Raw genomic sequence first — 20,429 nt, 5'->3', positions numbered from 1 at the left:
ACGCAGTGTTGCGGTAGGAGCGGTGTCGCGGAGGAGGGGAGATGGCCGGGTTCCTGGCGCGCAGGCTGGTCAGCTCGGTGGTGCTGGTCGCCGTCGCGGCCTCCCTCGCCTACCTGCTCGCCGCCGCCGCGCTCGACCCGCGCGCCAACTACGCGGGCCGCACTCCCGCCCCGCCGCCCGCCGTCGTCGACGCGCAGCTCACCGCGCTCAACCTGAACGACCGCACCCCCCTGACCGAGCGCTACCTCACCTGGGCGGGCGGAGTCCTGCGCGGCGACTTCGGCAAGAGCGTCAGCGGCGCGCCGGTCGGCGACGACCTCAAGCGGCGGGCCGGCGTCACCCTCCGGCTGGTCCTGCTCGGGCTGGTGTGCGGGAGCGCGCTGGGCGTCATGGCGGGGGCGCTCGCCGCCGCCCGGCAGTACGGCTGGTTCGACCGGCTGTCGGCGGCCGTGTCCTTCCTGCTGCTCGCAGTGCCCGTGGTGGTGCTGGCCAACGTGCTGATCCTGGCCGGCACGTGGGCCAACGACCACCTGTTCGGCGCCCGGGTGCTGCTCGTGGCGGGGGAGGCGAGCGCGGGGCTGGAGGCCGGGCTCTGGGAGACGCTCCTCGACCGGGCCCAGCACCTCGTCCTGCCGACCGTCACGATCACGCTCGGGCTCGCCGCCGTGTTCAGCCGCTACCAGCGCAACACGATGCTCGACGTGCTCGGCGCCGACTACCTGCGCACCGCCATGGCCAAGGGCCTGACCAGACGGCGGGCGCTGATCCGCCACGGGCTGCGCACCGCGCTCATCCCGGTCGCGACCTACTTCGCCTTCACCTTCGGCGCCCTGCTCACCGGGGCCACGTTCACCGAGAAGATCTTCGGCTGGCACGGGCTGGGGGAGCGGCTGATCAGCTCGATCTTCACCAACGACGTCAACACCGTGGCCGCCATCTCCTGCCTGGCCGCGGTCGCCGTGCTGGTCGCGTCCATGGCCGCCGGACTGCTGCAGGCCGTGCTCGACCCCAGGGTGCGGGCCGGATGACGCTGTCGGAGGAGGTCGCCGAGGAGTCCGCCGGCGACGACGCCGGCCGGCCGCCTCCGCCGTCCAGGGCCAGGGCGGTGACCGGCCGCTTCCTCTCCTCGCGGCAGGGCAGGGCGGGCGCGCTGGTGCTGACGCTGGTGTTCCTGTTCGCGTTCGCCGGCCCGCTGGTCAGCCCGTGGTCCCACACCGACAAGGACTTCGCCGCGTTCCTCGCCCCGCCGTCGGCCGCCCACTGGTTCGGCACGCTGCAGACCGGCGCCGACGTGTTCGCCGTCACGCTGCGCGGCCTGCAGCGGTCGCTGGTCGTCGGGCTGCTCGCGGCCGTGGTGTGCACGGCGCTGGCCGCGCTCGCCGGGGCGTTCGCCGGCTACTTCCTCGGCTGGACCGACCGGGTCATCACCTGGGTGACCGACCTGCTGCTGGTGCTGCCCGCGTTCCTCATCCTGGCCGTCATGTCGCCGCTGTTCGGGGCCGGGCAGTGGCCGCTGTTCGTGCTCATGCTGGCGCTGTTCCTGTGGATGGTGACCGCCAAGATGGCCCGGGGGATGACGATCTCGCTGCGCGAGCGCGAGTTCGTGCGGGCCGCCCGCTACCTGGGCGTGCCGCCCGTAAGGATCGTGCTCTCGCACGTGCTGCCCAACCTGTCGTCGCTGCTGATCGTCGACGCCACGCTGAACGTCAGCGCCGCCATCCTGACCGAGACCTCGCTGTCGTACTTCGGGTTCGGCATCCAACCGCCCGACGTGTCGCTCGGCACGCTCATCGCCGACGGCTCCAGGACCGCCGTGTACGCGCCGTGGACGTTCTGGTTCGCCGCCGGGCTGCTCGTGGTCACCGTGCTCGCGGTCAACCTCATCGGCGACGCGCTGCGCGACGCCTTCGACCCGACGGCGAGGGAGCCGCGATGACCCCCGCGCTGGAGGTGACCGACCTGCGGGTCACGCTCGGCGGGGCGCCCGTCGTGCGCGGCCTCGGCTACGCCGTGCGCAAGGGCGAGGTGCTCGGCCTCGTCGGCGAGTCGGGCTGCGGCAAGTCGGTGTCGGCGGCCGCGGTGATGGGCCTGCTGCCGCCCGGCGCCCGGGTGACCGGCTCGATCCGGCTGGGAGGCAGGGAGCTCGTCGGCCTGCGCGAGCGGGAACTCGCCGCCGTCCGCGGCAGCGCCGTCTCGATGGTGTTCCAGGACCCGCTCTCCGCGCTCACCCCGGTCTACCGCGTCGGCGACCAGATCGCCGAGGCGGTCCGCACCCACCAGAAGGTGACCAAGGAGCAGGCCGCGGTCCGCGCCGTCGACCTGCTCGACCTGGTCGGCATCCCCGACCCGGCCCGGCGGGCGCTGGCCTTCCCGCACGAGTTCTCCGGCGGCATGCGCCAGCGGGCGCTGATCGCCATGGCCATGGCCAACGACCCCGACGTGATCATCTGCGACGAGCCGACGACCGCGCTCGACGTCACCGTCCAGGCCCAGGTGCTGGAGGTGCTCAAGACCGCGCAGCGCCAGACCGGCGCCGCCATCGTCATGATCACGCACGATCTCGGGGTCGTGGCCGGCTTCGCCGACCGGGTGCTCGTCATGTACGCGGGCCGCCCGGTCGAGTCCGGCGACGTGGACGACGTCTTCTACCACGCCCGCATGCCGTACACCGCCGGGCTGCTCGGCGCGGTGCCGCGCATCGACGCGGCCGGCCGGGCCGCGCCCGCGCCGATCGACGGCGCCCCGCCCGCGCCCGGCGACCTGCCGCCCGGCTGCCCGTTCGCGCCGCGCTGCCCGCTGCGGGTGGAGGCGTGCGACGAACGCGAGCCGCCGCTGTTCGAGGTGGGCCCGGGACACCGCGCCGCGTGCATCCGCTGGGACGAGGTGAGCCCGCCGCTCCCCGCGCCCCCGGGCAGGACGGGGCCGGGCGTGCGGGGGCCGCGCACGGTCCTGGCCGTCGACGGGCTGGTCAGGCACTACCCGCTGGTCAAGGGCGCCGTGTTCAGGAGACGCGTCGGGACCGTCCACGCGGTCGCCGGCATCAGCTTCGACATCCGCGAGGGCGAGACGCTCGGCCTCGTCGGCGAGTCCGGCTCGGGCAAGACCACCGCGCTGACCGAGATCCTGGAGCTGACCCGCCCGCAGCAGGGCCGCGTCGTGGTGCTCGGCCGCGACACCGCCGCGCTCACCGCCGCCCAGCGGATGGAGATCAGGCGTGACGTGCAGGTCGTCTTCCAGGACCCGCTGGCCTCGCTCGACCCGCGGATGACGGTCCACGACATCCTGGCCGAGCCGCTGCGCACGCATCGGCACGGCGATCCCCGGCGGCGGGTCGGCGAACTGCTCGCCCTCGTCGGGCTGGACCCGGCGCACGCCGCCCGCTATCCGAAGGACTTCTCCGGCGGCCAGCGGCAGCGCATCGCCATCGCCCGCGCGCTCGCGCTGCAGCCGCGCCTGCTGGTGCTCGACGAGCCGGTCTCCGCGCTCGACGTGTCGGTCCAGGCCGGGGTGCTCGGCCTGCTCGGCGCGCTCAAGACCGAACTCGGGCTCTCCTACCTGCTGGTGGCGCACGACCTGGCCGTCGTGCGGCACATCGCCGACCGGGTGGCCGTCATGTACCTGGGCAGGATCGCCGAGATCGGCCGCGCCGACGCCGTCTACACCGCGCCCGCTCACCCGTACACGCAGGCGCTGCTGTCGGCGATCCCGCTGCCCGACCCGGCCCGCGAGCGCGCCCGCGAGCGGATCCTGCTCACCGGCGAGCGGCCCGACCCGGCCTCCCCGCCGTCCGGTTGCCGGTTCCGCACGCGGTGCCCGACGTTCCGGTCGGTGCTGACGGAGACGGAGCGCGGCCTGTGCGCCGACACCGAGCCCGAGATGCGGCCGCTGGGCGAGGACCAGTCGGCCGCCTGCCACTACGCGGAGAGGCTCGCCGTCGTCTGACCCGGCTCGTACCCATTGGAGGAGAACCACCCATGAAAGCCCCGTTGACAGGCGTGCGGCTCGTCGTCGCCGCCGTACTCGCGCTGACCCAGGCCGGCTGCGGCACGCGCGGCCCTTCCGGCGGCGCGGGGCAGGGCGACGACACGATCAAGGCGTCCGACATCAACCTCCAGCCGCGCGACAAGGTCAAGGAGGGCGGCACGCTGCGCTGGGGCATCAACGAGTTCCCCACCCAGTGGAACCGCAACCACATCGACGGCAACCTCGCCGTGGCCGCGGTGGTCAGCAACGCGCTGCTGCCGTCGGCGTTCACCTCCGACGGCAACGCCCGGCTCTCGGTCAACCGCGACTACGTGCTGGAGGCCCGCATCACCGATCGCAGCCCGCACCAGGTCGTCACCTACACCCTCAACCCCAAGGCCCGCTGGTCCGATGGCAAGCCCATCACCTGGGCCGACTACCGCGCCCAGTGGGAGGTCATGCGCGGCGCCGACCCGGCCTTCCGGATCGTCTCCGCCACCGGCTACCAGGACATCGCGAAGGTCGAGCGGGGCGCGGGCGAGCACGAGGTGGTGGTGACGTTCACCCGGCCGTTCGGCGACTGGCAGGCGCTGTTCGGCCCGCTGCTGCCCGCCTCCGTGAACGAGAACGCCGAGGCGTTCAACTCCTCCTGGGTGAACGCGATCCCGCTGACCGCCGGGCCGTTCAAGGTCGGCGCGCTCGACCAGACCGCCAAGACCGTCACGCTCGTCCGCGACCCCGCCTGGTGGGGGGACCGCGCCAAGCTGGACCGGATCGTCTACCGCGCCGCCGAGCAGGACTCCCTCACCGGCATGTTCGGCAACGGCGAGCTGGACGTGGCCGACATCGGGCCGTCCGCCCCCGACTACGCCAGGGCCAGGAGCGCCACCGGCGCCCAGGTGCGGTTCGCCGCGGGGCCCGACTTCCGCCACTTCACCCTCAACGGTTCCAGCGAGAAGCTCCGCGACGTGCGCGTGCGGCAGGCGATCCAGCTCGGCGTCGACCGGATGTCCATCGCCCGATCGGACCTCCAGGGTCTCGACTGGCCCGCCACGCCGCTCGGCAACCACTTCTTCATGCCGACCCAGGAGGGCTACCGCGACAACGCGGGCAGCTTCGGCGCCTACGACCCGGAGCGGGCCAAGCGGCTGCTGGACGAGGCCGGGTGGAAGCTCGACGGGACCGTGCGCAAGAAGGCCGGAGACCCTCTGGACCTGCGGTTCGTGGTGCCGGCCGGGTCGCAGCTCAGCAAGTCGGAAGGCGAGCTGGCGCAGAGCATGCTCGCCAAGATCGGGGTCAAGCTGACCATCCAGGCGGTCCCCGGCGACGACTTCTTCACCAAGTACGTGATCCCCGGCAACTTCGACATCGCGCCGTTCGCGTACATCGGCACCCCGTTCCCCGTGTCGAGCAGCTACGGCGCTTACGTGAACAGCCCCGACGGCAAGACCTGGAACGCCAACCTGGGGCGGTCCGGCTCGGACGACATCGACGCCGCGCTGGACCGCGCGGTGGCCGCGCTGGACCCCGCCAGGGCCCGCGCCGGCGTCAACGCCGCCGACCGGCTCATCTGGGCGCAGGCCAACGTGCTGCCCCTCTACCAGCGGCCGCAGGTGGTGGCGGTCAAGGACACCCTGGCCAACGTGGGCGCCCGCGGCTTCCACGACCTCCGCTACCAGGACATCGGCTTCACGCGCTGACGTCGTTGTCGGGGGCGGCTGGTAGAAGTGTCCGGGTGACCACTTCCGTGACCTGGCCGCAGATCCTGGCGTGGCGGCTGCGCCGTCAGTTCGTGAGCGAGCCCTGCGACGGCGGGCCGGTGGAGGTGGCCCGGCGGCTCTGCGGGGTGCAGGCGCAGGTGGCGTCCTCCGCCCAGCTCGCCGTCGCGGTGCGGAGCGACCGGCCCGACCCCGGCGCGATCGACCGCGCGCTGTGGGCCGATCGCACGCTCGCCAAGACGTGGATCATGCGCGGCACCCTCCACCTGGTGCCCGCCGACACCCTGCCCGACCACTGCGCGGCCCTGAGCACGCTGCGCTTCTGGGAGAAGGGTTCCTGGCAGCGCGGCCACGGCGTCACCGCGGGCGAGATCGAGGCCATCGTCGACACCGTCCCGAAGATTCTCGGCGAGCGCCCGATGACCAGGGAAGAAGTGGTCGACGCGGTCGTGGCGGCCACCGGCGACCGGCATCTGCGCGAGGCGCTCGGCTCCGGCTGGGGCGCCCTGCTCAAGCCGCTCAGCCGTCTGGGCGAGCTGTGCTACGGCCCGCCCCGCGAGGGCCGCGTCACCTTCGTCGCCCCGAGAGCCTGGCTGCCGGGCTGGCCCGGGGCCCTCCCGCCGCCCGAGGAGGCCGGAGTCCGGGTGGTCCGCGCCTTCCTGGGCGCCCACGGCCCGGCGACGCCGGAGATGCTCGACGGCTGGCTGTTCGGCGGCGTCGCCAGGAAGGCCGTGCTCAAGGGCTGGTTCCGCGACCTGGCCCCCGAGCTGGCCGAGGTGGAGACCGGCGACGGCCGCACCCTCCTGGCCCTCGCCGAGCACCTCGACGACCTGGCTGCCACCCGGCCCTCCGAAGAGGTCCACCTGCTGCCCGGCTTCGACCCGTACATCCTGGGCGCCCCGCGCGCCCTGGAGCCGCTCGTCCCGGCCGCCGCCAAGCCCAAGGTGAGCCGCCAGGCCGGCTGGATCTCCCCGGTCGTGGTCCACCGGGGCCGGGTGGCGGGCGTCTGGAAGGCCGAGGCGGGCCGGGTGGAGGCCGAGCTGTTCGAGGACGTCCCCGAGCCGCCGCTCGCCGCCGCGGCGGCCCGCGTCGAGGCCCTGCTCGCGACCGTCCGCACCGCGGAGTGACCGGTCCGCCGTGCGACACTCGCGTGCATGGGACGAGCCTTCCGCCAGGTCGACGTGTTCACCGACACCGCCTATCACGGCAACCCGCTGGCCGTCGTGGTCGACGGCGCCGGGCTGACCGACGAGGAGATGGGGCGCTTCGCCAACTGGACCAACCTGTCCGAGACCACCTTCCTGCTGCCGCCCTCCACCGGCGAGGCCGACTACCGCGTGCGGATCTTCACGCCGTCGGGCGAGCTGCCGTTCGCCGGGCATCCCACGATCGGCAGCTGCCACGCCTGGCTGGAGACCGGCGGCGCGCCCCGTGACCCCGGCATGATCGTCCAGGAGTGCGCGGCGGGCCTGGTGCGCGTCCGGCGCGACGGTTCCGGGCTGGCCTTCGCCGCGCCGCCGCTGCTGCGCTCAGGGCCCGTCGACGAAGACCTGCTCGGGCGGCTCGCCGACGGGCTGGGCATCGGCCGGGGCGAGATCGCCGACGCCGAGTGGGCCGACAACGGGCCCGGCTGGGTCGCGCTCCTGCTCCGCGACGCCGACGCCGTGCTCGCCCTGCGGCCCGGCCGCCTTCCCGTCGACACCGGCGTCGCCGGGCTCTACCCCGAGGGCTCTCCTTACGCGTACGAGGTGCGCGCGTTCTGCCCGTACGAGGGCGGCATCGTCGAGGACCCGGTGACCGGCAGCCTCAACGCCTCCCTCGCCCAGTGGCTGCTGCGCACCGGCCGCGTCACCGCGCCGTACGCGGCGAGCCAGGGCACCGCGCTCGGCCGCGCCGGCCGCGTCCGGATCTCCGCCGACGACACCGGCGTCTGGGTGGGCGGCTCCGCGGTCACCTGCGTGACCGGCGAGGTCACGTTGTGAGGTCACGGTTCGCACCTGACGTCAGCGGTGCGGCACGACCTTGAACCGCACCGCGTCGCCGGGGCACAGCTGGGCCGCGACGGGCAGGTCCGCGCTCGACACGACCGCGATCACCGGATAGCCGCCGGTCGGCGGATGGTCGCTGAGGAACACGATCGGCTGGCCGCTCGGCGGCACCTGCACCGCGCCCGTCACCATGCCCTCGCTCGGCAGCTCGCCCTCCCGGGCCCGCGCCGGCTCCGCGCCGCGCAGCCGCACCCCCACGCGGTTGCTGTCCTGGCTCACCGTGTACGGGGACGCGCACAGGGTCTCCAGCGCACCGGAGGCGAACCAGTCGTCGCGCGGCCCGGGCAGCACCCGCAGCACCGGCGGCCGGGGACCGGCGGGCGGCGCCAGATCCACCGTGATCTCCCCCAGCCCCGCGGCCGGGCCGACCGGCAGCACCGTGCCCGCCCGCAGCGGCGGCGGGCCCAGCCCTGACAGCGAGTCGGTCGAACGGCTGCCCAGCACCGGCTCCACCGCGATGCCGCCGCGCACCGCGAGGTAGGTGCGCAGCCCCCACTCCGGCGTGCCGAGCCGAACCTCGGCCCCCTTCGGCACCCAGAACGGCACCCCCATGCCCGCCCCCGCCGCGCCGGACACCGGGCACGGCGCGCCCGCGAGCGCCGCCCACGCCCCTGTCAGGAAGCGCAGCCTGGCCAGCCCGAACGTGACCTCCACGCCCGCCAGCCGCTCCGGGTTGCCGACCAGCCGGTTGGCCAGCCGCAGGCTCGCCGCGTCGGCCGCGCCCGAGGACGGCACGCCGAGGTGCGCGTACCCGTGCCGGCCCAGATCCTGCACGGTCGCGTACGGGCCGGGCGCCAGAACCTCGATCATGCGACCTCGAACCGCACCCGCGTGCCGGGCCGGAACGGCGTCGGCGGCTCGGCCGACACGTCCCACACCCGCGCGTCCGTACGCCCGAGCAGCCGCCACCCGCCGGGCGACGCGGTCGGGTAGACCGCCGAGTACGGGCCGGCGATCGCGACCGACCCGGCCGGCACCGACGTGCGCGGCGTCGCCAGCCTGGGCACGTGCAGCACCGGATCCAGACCGATCAGGTAGGCGAACCCCGGCGCGAACCCCAGCCAGCCGACCACCAGCTCCCGGCCGGCGTGCCGGGACACCACCTCGTCCACCGAGATCCCGGCCGCCTCCGCCACCGACTCCAGATCCGCACCGTCGTACACCACAGGAATCGTCACCACCCCCGCACCCCCACCCGCCACGAGAGCCGCCCCCGACCCCACCGGCGGCTCCCCGCCCGCGCCCACACCATCGAGCGGCGCGGGAGTGGTCCCCTCAGCCGTACCGCGCCCCGTGGTTCCCTCGGCCGTACCGTCGCGCCCGGTGGGGGTCGTCTGTGGAGTCGCGGTGTCGTGCCCGGTGGGGGTGGTTCGCTCGGTCGTACCGTCGAGGGCTGTGCGGGGTGCCGTTGTGGTCGTGGCGTCTCGCACGGGCTGGTCGTCTGGCGGGACGTCGTGGCAGTGGGACAGCAGCGTCTCCAGCAGGCCGCGCAATCTGGACTGGTCGGCGCCGGGGGCCACGACGAGGACCGTCTCGGGTCCCGGCACCACTTCGAGCACCTCCGGAGGCCGCTCGGCGCGCAGGGCCGCGTCGAGCCGGTGAGAGACCTCCAGCGCGCCCGTCTCCACGAGCAGCCCGTGCTCCCCGGCCCGCCGGATCATGCGTACTCCACGGCACCCGCGTCACGACTCCCGGCGAAGCCCGGTCCGCGCGCGGCGGCCACCCGGGACGGCAGTCCCGCGACCGGACGAACGGCGGGATGCGGCGCGTCCGTCGTACGGGTGGTGCCCGCGAACCGCCCGCCACGGCGGGAGGTCTCGCCGGACGCGCGGCCGAGGGCGGGAGGTGTCATGCGAACGCCTGCAGGACCACACCGGCCTCCAGGAGCCGGTCGCGGACGGCGCGGGCCAGGGCGACCGCGTCGGGCGTGTCGCCGTGGACGCAGATCGACCGGGCGGCCACCGGAACCTCGGCGCCGTCGGCGGAGGTCACCAGCCCTTCCTTCGCCATCCGCACCGCGCGCGCGGACACCGTCTCCACGTCGTGGACGACCGCCCCCGCCGCCCGCCGTGACACCAGCGTGCCCGCGGCGGTGTAGGCACGGTCGGCGAACGCCTCTCTGACCGTCGGCACCCCGGCCGCCGCCGCCACCTCGTGCACCACCGACCCCGGCAGCGTCAGCACCGGCAGCGAGGGGTTGTAGTCGGCCACCGCGTCGACCACCGCCGCGGCCTGCTCCCGGTCGCGGCAGACCCGGTTGTAGAGCGCGCCGTGCGGCTTGACGTACGAGACCCGCCCGCCCATCGCCCTGGCGATGCCGTCGACGGCGGCGAGCTGGTAGAGCACCTCGGCGCAGAGCTCCTCCGGCTCCACGTCCATCTCCCGGCGCCCGAAGCCGGCCAGGTCGCGGTAGGACACCTGCGCCCCGATCGCCACCCCCCGGTCGACCGCCGCCGCGCAGGTGCGCCTGATCGTCACCGGGTCGCCGGCGTGGAAGCCGCAGGCGACGTTGGCGCTCGTGACGATGTCGAGCAGGGCGAGGTCGTCACCGAGGCGCCAGATGCCGAAGCCTTCGCCGAGATCCGCGTTGAGGTCGATCACCATGGGGTCCATCGTGGCTCCTCCGCGCCCCCGAGGGAGCGGATTCCGCCCTCACGGGCATGCGGAAACGCTATCAGGACGCCTCTCGCGGGGCGACGAACAGGGTCTGGGAAGCCGCGCCGACCTCGCCGGCCGAGTCGTACAGCGTGGAACGGACCAGGCCGCGCCCGGACGGGCCGACGACGGTCTCCGCGTCCATGCAGATCCACTCGCCCTCGGGCGCCCGGAACAGCGAGATCACCAGGTCGACGTTGACGAACAGGTGGGTGTCGAAGTCGAGCGCGTAGCTGATGCCGTTGCCGCTGTCGGCGAACATCGCCAGCCGCTCCAGCGGGGTGGTCTCCTCGTCGCTCACCAGCGGCACCCGCGACCGGCCCCAGGCGGTGGCGGGGCCGGTCTCCGCCGCGCTGCCGCGGGTGAAACGCCATTCGGTCGCGCGTCCGTACCCGAAGCCCGTCGTCAGCCACGACGGCTCGCTCTCGGACGGCGGCAGGGGCGGCGGCGGGCTGGAGGTGCCCGGCGTCCCGGCCTCGCGGATGCGCCAGGCGGTGGCCCTGACGTGCTCGCGGCCGCCGGAGGAGACGGACGCGGCCAGGCACTGCACCCGCTTGCCGTCGCGCACGACCTCGGTGCGCACCTCCAGCTCGCCCACCGGCACCGGCCCGAACACGTCCACCGCGAGCCTGGCCAGATCGAGGCCGGGCCGCGGCGCGGTCCGCGCCAGCTCGTGCGCGATCAGGGCCGTGACGGGGCCGAGGTGCTGGGTGCGCGGGTCCCAAGGGCCCTGGGTGTGCTCCGTCGCGCGGTAGCGACCTTCGCTCAGGGGGACGTACATCGCCATACGGGGCAGCCTAGATCCCGTCGGGTATGTCGGCGATGTCGTCGAGGGCGGCGGCGAGCTCGTCGGGGTCGCCGCCGATCCGCTCGGCGATCTCGATCAGCACGTGCAGCACGTCGTGGCGGTCGTGGCCCAGGTCGAGCAGGCGCTGGGCGGCCTCCCACAGCTGCGGCGGGTCGCCCTCCCACAGCCGGGTGGCGATCTCCTCGTGCCAGGCGAGGTGTTCCTGGTCGATGCCGCCCACGTGGTCGATCTCCAGCAGCACCCGCCGGTCGGCCTCGTCGGCGGGGTTGAGCCGGTCGAGGTCGACGCCGTTGTGGGTGCCCTGCAGGAACGGGAACGCGAAGGCCCGCCTGGCCAGCGCCGACAGGTCCCCGTCGGGCAGCAGCCGCACCAGCAGCGACCGGTCCAGCCCGAACGAGGCGGGATCGCGGTACGCCTCGGGGAACTTGCCCGTCGCCTCCCACACCGCGTCCAGCGTGGCCTTCAGTCCCTCGTCGGGCAGGCCCGTGCGGTGCGCGGCGAAGCGCGCCCACGCCGCCAGCACGTGCGGCATCGCCTCCTGCTCGGCCTCCGACAGCATCACCTTGCGCGGCAGCCAGTCGAGCAGGAACGTCTCGCACTTGGTCGGGCTCACCCGCAGCGGCCTGCTGAAGTCCTGGTCGCACCCGTAGTCGATGATGTGGTCGGCGCACCGGGAGGCGGCCGACGGGTCCGACAGGTGCTCGGCGTCGTCGGAGGCGAGGAACTCGGCCGCCAGCATCGCCCGCCGCTCCCTGTTGTACGGGGCCTCGATGTGGAGCGGCGCCGGCCGCTTGCGCCCCGGCGGCAGCGCCTTGAGCCGCGCCCGCGCGAAGGCGTGGTAAGCGCTGTAGCTGTCGCTGACGGGCGGCGGCGTCTTCGGCTCGCCGGTGGCCTTCATGGCCGACTCCAGCAGCGCCCTGGCCTGCTGCGGCTCGATCTCCTCGAACAGCAGCATCGCGTTGCCCGCCGCCTCGGCCCTGGCCTGGTCGAGCAGCTTGTCGACCTGGGAGGACACCCAGGCGTCGCGGGCCATGCCGGACATGTTGTAGTCGACGACCATCACCAGCGCGTGGCGGTCCTGCCGGTTGCGGGCCTCGTCGCCGTTCCACCGGTAGCCGAACGTGCAGATCACCGTGTCCTGGTCGCCGTAGGCGTCGCGCGAGACGTAACAGCCGGTCGGCTTGACCGCGCCCACCCGGTCGGCCCAGCCGGGCCTGGCCACGCCGGACTCCATCATCGCCAGCGCCGCGCCCTCCGCCTTCGCGCCCTGGCGGGCGGTGCCGAGGTAGGCCAGGCAGATCAGCAGCGTCAGGGAGGCGGGAGTGCCGGTCTTGGCGGCGTAGTCGACCAGCCCTTCACCGAGCACCTGCTCGACGTCGCCACCCCGGACCCGGCTGCCCCACCAGGCGCCGATCATGTCGGAGACCATCAGCTCCGCGTCGAGCGGGCTCCGCACGGCGAGCAGCTCGCGTGCGGCTTGGACCATCTCCTTGAAGACGTCGTCAGGCGGAACGCTCTCCCGGGGGTCTCGTCGGTGTCGGCGCACGCCCTCACTCTCTCGCATTCCAGGCGCAAACGGTGCGTAGAACGCGGCCTGATGACTTCGATGTTATCGATGGCTTCGGGGCGGTGGTGCGGAGTTGACGATGGCGAGCAGATGCTCACGCGCGACGCGTTCCACGATCTCGGGCGTCGCCGTGATGCCGAGGTGCTGCGCGCACGCGCACACGTCGGCTACACACCGGTCGATGGTGTCCACCGGCACGGTGAGGAACTCTTCGGCCAGCCGTAGACTGACCGGCTCCCGCAGGAGGCGAGTGGCCAGAGCGAGCATAGGTGTCAAATTCCTCTGGAGACCGAGGGGCAAACCCCCAGGAGTGGACGCAGGCGACTTGCGCTCCCATTTCATCTTTTATCGAGGCAGTGTCAAGGCTCCGAGGCGATTGTGTTCGCTTCTCCGCGGCGGCTTTCGTGCGAAGCTGTCTCCATGCGCATCCAGCTCACGCAGCGCGCCGATGCCGACGAGCTCCTCGGCCGCAGCCCGCTCGCCCTGCTCGTCGGCATGCTGCTCGACCAGCAGGTGCCGATGGAGTGGGCGTTCACGGGTCCGCAGACCATCTCGGAGCGGCTGGGGCACGACCTGACCGCAGAGGAGATAGCCTCCTATGACCCCGAGGCGTTCGCCGCGCTGCTCGCCCAGAAGCCGGCCGTCCACCGCTACCCCAAGTCGATGGCGGCCCGGGTCCAGCAGCTCGCGGCCTACCTCGTGGCGCGGTACGACGGCAAGGCCGAGCTCATCTGGGCCGACGCCGCCGATGGCCAAGAGTTGCTGAAGCGCCTGCTGGCTCTGCCGGGTTACGGCAAGCAGAAGGCCCAGATCTTTTTGGCATTGCTCGGCAAGCAACTGGGGGTCCGGCCGCCAGGATGGCGCGAGGCGGCCGGCGCGTACGGCGAGGAGGAGTCCTACCGATCGGTGGCGGATGTGGTCGACGCCGACAGCCTGGCGCGGGTGCGTGCTTACAAGCAGGCTGCCAAGCAGGCGGCGAAGGCCGAGTAGCCTGATCTTGCTGCGCAACGTGGAGCGATTTTGACAGGATGCGTTGACCGTATGGCGGCCGGGGCTTCCGTCCGCGCATGCCCATCGCCGATGATGTACTGCAGAATCCGGTCGCCCGGAGCTGCGCTACGCCGATACACGATTATGGAGATGTGCCGCGTGGGAGACCCTGGCACGCGACGGAGGTACGGACCATGAGCGCCGAGACCTCCGTTCCCCGTCCCCGGGAGTCGGATGTGGACATCTCAGACTCCGCCCTCCTGAAGGGCCTGCTGTCCGAGGCAGAGTTCGCCTTCGCCTTCTTCGACGTCGAGGGCCGCATCCAGCGGGTCAACGACGTGTTCAGCGATCTCGTCGGCGTGCCCGCCGACCGGCTGGCCGGCCGCGCCCCCGTGGAGGCGCTCGCCGCCGACCTCAGCCAGGCCGTGACGCAGGGCGTCCAGGCCGTCATCGAGAGCGAGGGGCCGGTCGCCGAGCGGCGGCTGCGGGTCCGCTCGACCGAGGGCTCCGACCGTCACTGGTCGATGTCGTTCTCGCCGATCCACGACGAGGGCGGCGAGCTGCGGGCCGTCACCCTGGTCGGGCTCGACGTGACCGAGAGCCGCCAGATCGAGGAGGACCTGCGCCGCAGCGAGGAGCGCTACCGCTCGCTGGTCGAGGCGCAGTCCCAGCTCGTGTGGATCACCACGCCGACCGGCACGGTCGCCGAGGACGCGCCGCAGTGGCGCGCCATCACCGGCCAGGGGCTGGAGGAGTACCTCGCCTACGGCTGGCTGGACGTCGTCCACCCCGACGAGCGCCCGGCCACCGAGGAGGCGTGGAAGGAGGCGCTGCGCGGCCGCACCATGTTCGAGTGGAACTACCGGGTGCGCACCCGCGCCAGCGGCTACCGCCACTTCGAGGTGCGCGCGGTGCCCATCATCCGCCACGGCCGGGTGGTCGAGTGGGTCGGCGCCAACACCGACGTGACCCCGCAGCGCGAGGCCGAGGAGATGCGCGGCAGGCTGACCGACCAGCTCGGCGCCGCCGCCCTGCGCACCGCCAGGCTCCAGGGCGCCACCGCCCAGCTCGCCGAGGCGCTGACGGTCGAGCAGGTGGTGCAGGTCATCATAGATGTCGGCCGCACGGCCCTGGCCGCCGACCGGTCCGCCGTCGCGCTGCTCGACACCGACCGCGCCGCGCTCAAGCTGATCAACGGCGAGGGCATCCCGGAGGCGTCCGGCTCCTCCGGCGAGGAGATCCCGCTGTCCCACTCCAGCGTGATGACCATGGCCGTCAACAGCCGCAGGCCGGTCTTCGCCGAGTCGCCCGTGAGCCTGAAGATGCAGCTCCTGGAGGCCGGCGGCGACGAGCAGGTGCTCGCCCACTACCTCGCCAGCAGCGATGAGCAGGCCTGGGTGGGCCTGCCGCTGCTGGCCGCCGGCCGCGCCCTGGGCGCGCTCCGGTTCTCGTTCACCAGGCCGCAGAAGATCTCCCAGGAGGACGGCGTCTTCCTGGAGGCGCTGGCCGGCCAGTGCGCGCTGGCGGTGGAGCGGGCGACGCTGTTCGAGCGCGAGCACCGCACCGCCGAGACGCTCCAGCGCAGCCTGCTGCCCGACCACCTGCCCGTGGTCAAGGGCCTGGAGCTGGCCCAGCGGTTCCGCTCCGGCAGCCGCCACGTGCAGGTCGGCGGCGACTGGTACGACGCGTTCGTGCTGCAGGACGGGCGGGTCGCGGCCGTCGTGGGCGACGTCATGGGCAAAGGCGTCAAGGCGGCGGCCGGGATGGGCCGCATCCGCAACGCGATGCGGGCGCTGGCGCTGACCAACCCGCCGCCCGCCGCGGTGCTGGCCGGGCTCGACCGGGTCTTCGACGCGACCGAGGAGGAAGACCAGGTCACGACCCTGGCCTACATGGTCGTCGAGCCGGCCACCGGCGAGGGCACGCTCGCCCTGGCGGGCCACCCGCCGCCCGTGCTGGTCTCCCCGCAGGGCACGGCGATCCTCTGCGACGCCGAGCCCGGCACGCCGCTGGGCTGGCCGACCAGCCGCCGGCAGTTCCGGTTCGTGGTGCCGCCGGGACACACCGCTGTGCTCTACTCCGACGGTCTCGTGGAGAACCGCAAGCGTGGCTTGGACGCCGGCCTGACAGAGATTTGCAGTGTTGTGACCGAAGCGCCGCCTGAGGTGGTGGCAAATCCGCACATGCTGCTGGATTTCCTGGTTGACGGGATGTTGTCGGGATATGAACAGGATGATGACGTTACTGCGCTGGCCATCCACGTCCCGGCCATCACGAAGAGTGACTGAATGAAACAGTCATAAGGGTTGCTTTCGGGTATCAGTGCCGCCCTTGCGTACGCACTACTCTCTCCGTCGGCCTAGGGTGGAGGACAACCGCCGGGAGGTGGCCGTATGGAGTGCGTGGGCGTGCCAGAATGCTGGAAGGTCCGTAGCGGTCCGCACGGCCTCACCGATCTCCGAGAGAGGCAACAGCCCCCTAGCGGGCATCTGGGTCCATTGTCGCCACGCGTTCGTTCGAGAGGTGTTCGTGTCGCCTGCAAGTTCGACTCGCTCGAAGCCACAAGAGCTGAACGAGCCCGTCATTCAGCGACTGCTCGAGCGTGGGCGCTCGCAGGGTTTCCTCGAGTCTGAGGATGTCCGTCAGGCCTTCGAGGAGGCGGACATCCCCATGTCGCACGCCGCCGCGTTCTTGCGGAACCTCAGCAAAGAGGGCGTGACCGTGGTGGTGACCGCCGCGGATTCGGCTGCGCCGAAGAAGAAGTCTCGAGGTTCAGCAAAGCGCCAGACCGCCGCGCCCGTCAAGAGCAAGACGGCGGCGGCCGCCAAAGAGCAGCAGCCGGAGACCGTGACCGCGGTCGTCGGCACCGCCGAAGCCGAGCCCGCGCCGAAGAAGCCGGCCCCCGCCAAGAAGGCCGCTCCCGCGGCCAAGAAGGCGGCCCCGGTCAAGGGCGCCCCCGCCAAGAAGGCCAAGCCGGAGAGCGCTGGGCCTGCCGAGACCAAGCAGAAGACCTCCGACGGCGTCAAGTCCGAGGTCGACGACGACGACATCGAGCTCGACGGCGACGTGGAGCTGGAGGACCTCGAAGACATCGAGGTCGACGACGAGGAGATCGTCGCCGAGGGCGACTCCGAGTCTGAGGGCGACTCCGACGACGACACCGAGGACGAGCCGAAGGCCGAGACGGCCCCCGTGGTCAAGGAGAAGAGCGAGGACGAGGTCCTCATCCTCTCCGATGACGACGACGACGCGCCCGTGGCGCAGGTCGCCGCCGCCGGAGCGACCGCCGACCCGGTCAAGGACTATCTGAAGCAGATCGGCAAGGTCCCCCTGCTCAACGCCGAGCAGGAGGTCGAGCTCGCCAAGCGCATCGAGGCGGGCCTGTTCGCCGAGGAGCAGCTCGCCAGCGACGGCGACGGCCTCCCGGTCGACGTCCGCGCCGAGCTGGAGTGGATCGCCGAAGACGGCCGCCGGGCCAAGAACCACCTGCTGGAGGCCAACCTCCGCCTCGTGGTCTCGCTGGCCAAGCGCTACACCGGCCGCGGCATGCTCTTCCTGGACCTGATCCAGGAGGGCAACCTGGGCCTGATCCGCGCGGTCGAGAAGTTCGACTACACCAAGGGCTACAAGTTCTCCACCTACGCCACCTGGTGGATCCGGCAGGCGATCACCCGGGCCATGGCCGACCAGGCGCGGACCATCCGCATCCCGGTCCACATGGTCGAAGTGATCAACAAGCTGGCCCGCGTCCAGCGGCAGATGCTCCAGGACCTCGGCCGCGAGCCGACCCCGGAGGAGCTGGCCCGCGAGCTCGACATGACCCCCGAGAAGGTCGTCGAGGTCCAGAAGTACGGCCGCGAGCCGATCTCCCTTCACACGCCCCTGGGCGAGGAGGGCGACAGCGAGTTCGGTGACCTCATCGAGGACTCCGAGGCCATCGTCCCGGCCGACGCGGTCAGCTTCACGCTGCTGCAGGAGCAGCTCCACTCGGTGCTCGACACCCTGTCGGAGCGCGAGGCCGGTGTGGTGTCGATGCGCTTCGGCCTCACCGACGGGCAGCCCAAGACGCTGGACGAGATCGGCAAGGTCTACGGGGTGACGCGTGAGCGCATCCGGCAGATCGAGTCGAAGACGATGTCCAAGCTCCGCCACCCGTCCCGTTCGCAGGTTCTGCGCGACTACCTCGATTAGGTCGACGCGCGGGAAAGGGCACGGTCACTCGCGGGCCGTGCCCTTTCCGCTGCCCGGCGTTCAGGGCAGGAGGACGTCGAGTCTGCCGCCCGTGAGCGTCACCTGGTAGCCGAGGTCCTCCAGGGTCTTGACCAGCTCGTCCGGGGTCTCCGGTGCGAGGCCGCTCTCCAGGAGCCGCCTGGCGACCTCGCCGCGGGTGGCCTTGGCCATGTGGCTGACGACCTTGCCGCCCTTGAGCACCCGTACGGACACGCCGCGCGAGCCCGGCCGCCAGGCGGCCGCGTACGCGGAGGAGCGCAGGTCCACCACCAGCCCCGGCAGCCGCTCCAGCTCCGGTGTGATCAGAGGCCTCCAGAAGGCCGCCAGAGGGCCGATCGGCGGCAGACTGACCCCCATGGCCAGCCGGTAGGGCGGGATGCGGTCAGCGAGCCGTAGCACGCCCCACAGGCCCGAGAAGATCAGCACGTGCTCCTCGGCCCTGGCCCGGGACTCAGGGGAGAACTCGCTCAGGGCCAGGTTGTCGTACAGCACCCCGGTGTAGAGCTCGCCGGCGGGCAGGGTCGGCGCCGTCTGGAGTTCCAGATTTTTCGTGAGTTCCGGTGCCAGGCCGGGGGACAGCCCGAGCACCTCCAGGGCGTTCCGCCGGCGGGACGCGCGGACGAGGGCGTTCAGCACCCTCTTGCGGGGGCGGTCCAGCTTGGGGAACGACAGGTCGCCGACGGGCGGCCCGTCGCCTGCCGGAGCCTTCCCCTCCGACGGGGGCAGCAGAATGAGCACGTCCCGCAGCTTACTGGCGGTGAATCGCCGCTGTGCCTGGTCAGGGGGGTGGTGGCGATCCGCTGGGCCGATTTCCGCCACTCACGTCCGGGGGGTGCCGGGGAGGTGCGGATCCGTTCGGCCGGTTTTCGTTACCCGCGTCCGGCTGGGGGTGGTGCCGGGAGGGGTGGATCCGCTGGGCTGGTTTCCGTCACCGGGGTCCGGCTGGGGGTGGTGCCGGGAGGTGTGGATCCGCTGGGCCGGTTTTCGTTACCCGCGTCCGGCTGGGGGAGGTGGCGGGAGGTGCTGGTCAGCTAGGCTGCGCGGGTGGATGTCGATCTTCTGGTGGACGGGGCGTGGCCGGCCTGGGAGCGGCGGGTGCTCGGCGGCTGGGTGTTGCGCTACGCGGGAGGCGTGACGAAGCGGGCGAACTCGGTGCTCGCCGTGGGGGAGCCGCCTGTGCCAGATGATCTTTTCGCCGCCATCGGGGTCGCCGAGGAGTTCTACGCGGAGCGCGGGGCTCCGTGCGCCTTCTCGATCGGCGCCGGCGCGCCGCCGGGACTGGACCGCGCGCTGGACGCGCGCGGGTATGCGCTGGTGGATCCCACCGTCGTGATGTCCGGCACGATCTCCGGGGAGCCCGCGGTGCCGGTACGGGTCGAGCCGCGGCCCTGGCGGGGCTGGCTGGAGGCGTGGTGGGAGGTCGACGGCCGCTACGGCACCGGGCTGGAGGCGGCCGAGCGGATCGTGACCGGCGTGCCGGCGCTCTACGCGGCCGTCGAGGAGGACGGGGCTCCGGTGGCCGTCGGACGGGGCGTGCCGCAGGGCGACACGCTCGGCGTCTACTGCATGGCCACGCTGCCGTCGGCCCGCCGTCGCGGCCTGGCCCGTGCCGTGCTGCGCGCCCTGGCCGTTGAGAGCGGGGTGCGGAGCGCGTACCTGGTCGTCACGGAGCGCAACACGGCCGCGCGGAACCTCTACCGGAGCGAAGGCCTGGAACGGAAGGGCGGCTACCACTACCGTGTCCGCTCAACCACGGACCCGCGCCCTCCGCCCCCGGACGCTGGCGCCGCGCGTGTCCGGTCGCGGACGGTGGGTGCGTGATTTGTGCGGGATCGGCCTCAGACGTCCAGCGCGTGTGTCCGGTCTCGGATGGCGGGTGCGTAGTTTGTGCGGGTTCAGTCTGGGGCGTCCGTTGTCTGCGGCGTTCGTGTCCGGTCCTGGGCGGGTGCGGGGCTCGTACGGGTGCAGTTTCGGGCATCCGGCGCACACGCCTCGCGTGCCCGGTCGCGGACGGCAGGTGCGTGACTCGTACGGGTTCGGTCTGGGGCGTCCGGCACACGCGCCTCGCGTGTCCGCTTTCGAGCGGAGGGTGCGTGACTCGTGCGGGTGTTTCGGGCATCCGGCGTGCCGCACGTGTCCGCGCTCAGAGGTGCGATGTGGGCCGCATGGGGCGAATGCGTGCGCGCCCGGCCCTCGTGCGGCGGGAGCGTCATATGCCCGGCCTTGTGCGGCGGGAGTGTCACACGTACGTGCTCGTGCGGCGGGAGCGCATACGTACGTGCTCGGCTTCGGGGACCCGGAGCGTGAGCCGCTCGTGTTCGTGCGCGGGTGCCGGGGGCGTGCGTCGCGCGTGGCCGCCGGTGGGCCCTGTGGGCGTGCTGCTCTCTGGGCGGAGGGCGGGCTGGGTCGTGGAGGCAAGACGGCGATCCCGGTCGAGCCAGATCGGAAGA

Annotated in this window: 19 protein-coding genes; 10 read left to right on the top strand and 9 right to left on the bottom strand. The window is 72.8% G+C overall.

Annotated features, from left to right (window positions below):
• Positions 1–41 precede the first annotated feature (41 nt).
• The 6 genes from KME79_RS40790 to KME79_RS40765 are packed head-to-tail and all read left to right on the top strand — an operon-like array spanning position 42 to position 7,663.
• Positions 42–1,028, top strand: coding sequence for an ABC transporter permease (locus KME79_RS40790; protein WP_219551337.1), 987 nt, complete (start codon positions 42–44; stop codon positions 1,026–1,028).
• Positions 1,025–1,936, top strand: a complete 912-nt coding sequence (locus KME79_RS40785) for an ABC transporter permease (protein WP_219551335.1) — start codon at positions 1,025–1,027, stop codon at positions 1,934–1,936. Before KME79_RS40790 ends, KME79_RS40785 begins: the two co-directional genes overlap by 4 nt.
• Entirely contained in the window at positions 1,933–3,942 is a 2,010-nt protein-coding gene (locus tag KME79_RS40780) for a dipeptide ABC transporter ATP-binding protein (RefSeq protein ID WP_219551333.1), read from the top strand. The genes KME79_RS40785 and KME79_RS40780 overlap by 4 nt, the downstream gene beginning before the upstream one ends.
• Before the next feature lie 32 nt (positions 3,943–3,974).
• Entirely contained in the window at positions 3,975–5,663 is a 1,689-nt protein-coding gene (locus KME79_RS40775) for an ABC transporter family substrate-binding protein (RefSeq protein ID WP_219551331.1), read from the top strand.
• 35 nt (positions 5,664–5,698) lie between these two features.
• Positions 5,699–6,808, top strand: a complete 1,110-nt coding sequence (locus KME79_RS40770) for a winged helix DNA-binding domain-containing protein (protein ID WP_308249229.1) — start codon at positions 5,699–5,701, stop codon at positions 6,806–6,808.
• A gap of 27 nt (positions 6,809–6,835) precedes the next feature.
• The gene (locus KME79_RS40765; protein WP_219551329.1) at positions 6,836–7,663 is read left to right on the top strand and encodes a PhzF family phenazine biosynthesis protein; all 828 of its coding nucleotides are present in this window, start codon (positions 6,836–6,838) and stop codon (positions 7,661–7,663) included.
• 21 nt (positions 7,664–7,684) lie between these two features.
• On the opposite strand, the gene KME79_RS40760 is transcribed toward KME79_RS40765, so the two are convergent.
• The 7 genes from KME79_RS40760 to KME79_RS40725 all read right to left on the bottom strand — a co-directional run bounded on the left by KME79_RS40760 (position 7,685) and on the right by KME79_RS40725 (position 13,026).
• Positions 7,685–8,539, bottom strand: coding sequence for a 5-oxoprolinase subunit C family protein (locus KME79_RS40760; RefSeq protein ID WP_219551327.1), 855 nt, complete (start codon positions 8,537–8,539; stop codon positions 7,685–7,687).
• Positions 8,536–9,390 (bottom strand): 5-oxoprolinase subunit B family protein, encoded by an 855-nt coding sequence (locus KME79_RS45880; protein ID WP_246641253.1) that lies wholly within the window; start codon positions 9,388–9,390, stop codon positions 8,536–8,538. Before KME79_RS45880 ends, KME79_RS40760 begins: the two co-directional genes overlap by 4 nt.
• Positions 9,387–9,581 (bottom strand): hypothetical protein, encoded by a 195-nt coding sequence (locus KME79_RS40745; protein ID WP_219551325.1) that lies wholly within the window; start codon positions 9,579–9,581, stop codon positions 9,387–9,389. Before KME79_RS40745 ends, KME79_RS45880 begins: the two co-directional genes overlap by 4 nt.
• The gene (locus KME79_RS40740; RefSeq protein ID WP_219551354.1) at positions 9,578–10,333 is read right to left on the bottom strand and encodes a LamB/YcsF family protein; all 756 of its coding nucleotides are present in this window, start codon (positions 10,331–10,333) and stop codon (positions 9,578–9,580) included. Before KME79_RS40740 ends, KME79_RS40745 begins: the two co-directional genes overlap by 4 nt.
• A gap of 70 nt (positions 10,334–10,403) precedes the next feature.
• A complete protein-coding gene (locus KME79_RS40735) occupies positions 10,404–11,171 on the bottom strand; it encodes a thioesterase family protein (RefSeq protein WP_219551323.1) in 768 nt (255 codons plus the stop codon).
• A 10-nt stretch (positions 11,172–11,181) separates the two neighbouring features.
• The gene (locus KME79_RS40730; protein WP_148030159.1) at positions 11,182–12,678 is read right to left on the bottom strand and encodes a hypothetical protein; all 1,497 of its coding nucleotides are present in this window, start codon (positions 12,676–12,678) and stop codon (positions 11,182–11,184) included.
• Between the two features lie 123 nt (positions 12,679–12,801).
• The gene (locus KME79_RS40725; protein WP_148030160.1) at positions 12,802–13,026 is read right to left on the bottom strand and encodes a hypothetical protein; all 225 of its coding nucleotides are present in this window, start codon (positions 13,024–13,026) and stop codon (positions 12,802–12,804) included.
• Positions 13,027–13,179: 153 nt separating this feature from the next.
• On the opposite strand from KME79_RS40725, the gene KME79_RS40720 reads away from it, so the two are divergent.
• The 3 genes from KME79_RS40720 to KME79_RS40710 all read left to right on the top strand — a co-directional run bounded on the left by KME79_RS40720 (position 13,180) and on the right by KME79_RS40710 (position 17,940).
• Positions 13,180–13,749 carry an HhH-GPD-type base excision DNA repair protein gene (locus KME79_RS40720; RefSeq protein WP_219551321.1) on the top strand — a complete coding sequence of 190 codons (570 nt, stop codon included), beginning with the start codon at positions 13,180–13,182 and terminating at the stop codon, positions 13,747–13,749.
• 194 nt (positions 13,750–13,943) lie between these two features.
• Entirely contained in the window at positions 13,944–16,037 is a 2,094-nt protein-coding gene (locus tag KME79_RS40715) for a SpoIIE family protein phosphatase (RefSeq protein ID WP_148030162.1), read from the top strand.
• Positions 16,038–16,278: 241 nt separating this feature from the next.
• Positions 16,279–17,940 carry an RNA polymerase sigma factor gene (locus KME79_RS40710; RefSeq protein WP_148030163.1) on the top strand — a complete coding sequence of 554 codons (1,662 nt, stop codon included), beginning with the start codon at positions 16,279–16,281 and terminating at the stop codon, positions 17,938–17,940.
• Positions 17,941–18,000: 60 nt separating this feature from the next.
• Here the strand turns inward: KME79_RS40710 and KME79_RS40705 are convergent, their stop codons facing one another.
• Positions 18,001–18,717, bottom strand: a complete 717-nt coding sequence (locus KME79_RS40705) for a YaaA family protein (RefSeq protein ID WP_219551319.1) — start codon at positions 18,715–18,717, stop codon at positions 18,001–18,003.
• A 306-nt stretch (positions 18,718–19,023) separates the two neighbouring features.
• On the opposite strand from KME79_RS40705, the gene KME79_RS40700 reads away from it, so the two are divergent.
• Positions 19,024–19,800, top strand: coding sequence for a GNAT family N-acetyltransferase (locus KME79_RS40700; RefSeq protein ID WP_219551317.1), 777 nt, complete (start codon positions 19,024–19,026; stop codon positions 19,798–19,800).
• A gap of 418 nt (positions 19,801–20,218) precedes the next feature.
• Here KME79_RS40700 and KME79_RS40695 read toward each other — a convergent pair.
• Positions 20,219–20,429, bottom strand: a 211-nt coding sequence (locus tag KME79_RS40695) for a hypothetical protein (protein WP_219551315.1), incomplete at its 5' end; no start/stop codon positions are given.

It is taken from the genome of Nonomuraea harbinensis, assembly GCF_019396385.1.
GTDB classification, from domain to species: domain Bacteria; phylum Actinomycetota; class Actinomycetes; order Streptosporangiales; family Streptosporangiaceae; genus Nonomuraea; species Nonomuraea ferruginea.
This window is presented reverse-complemented; position numbering and strand designations above follow the sequence as displayed.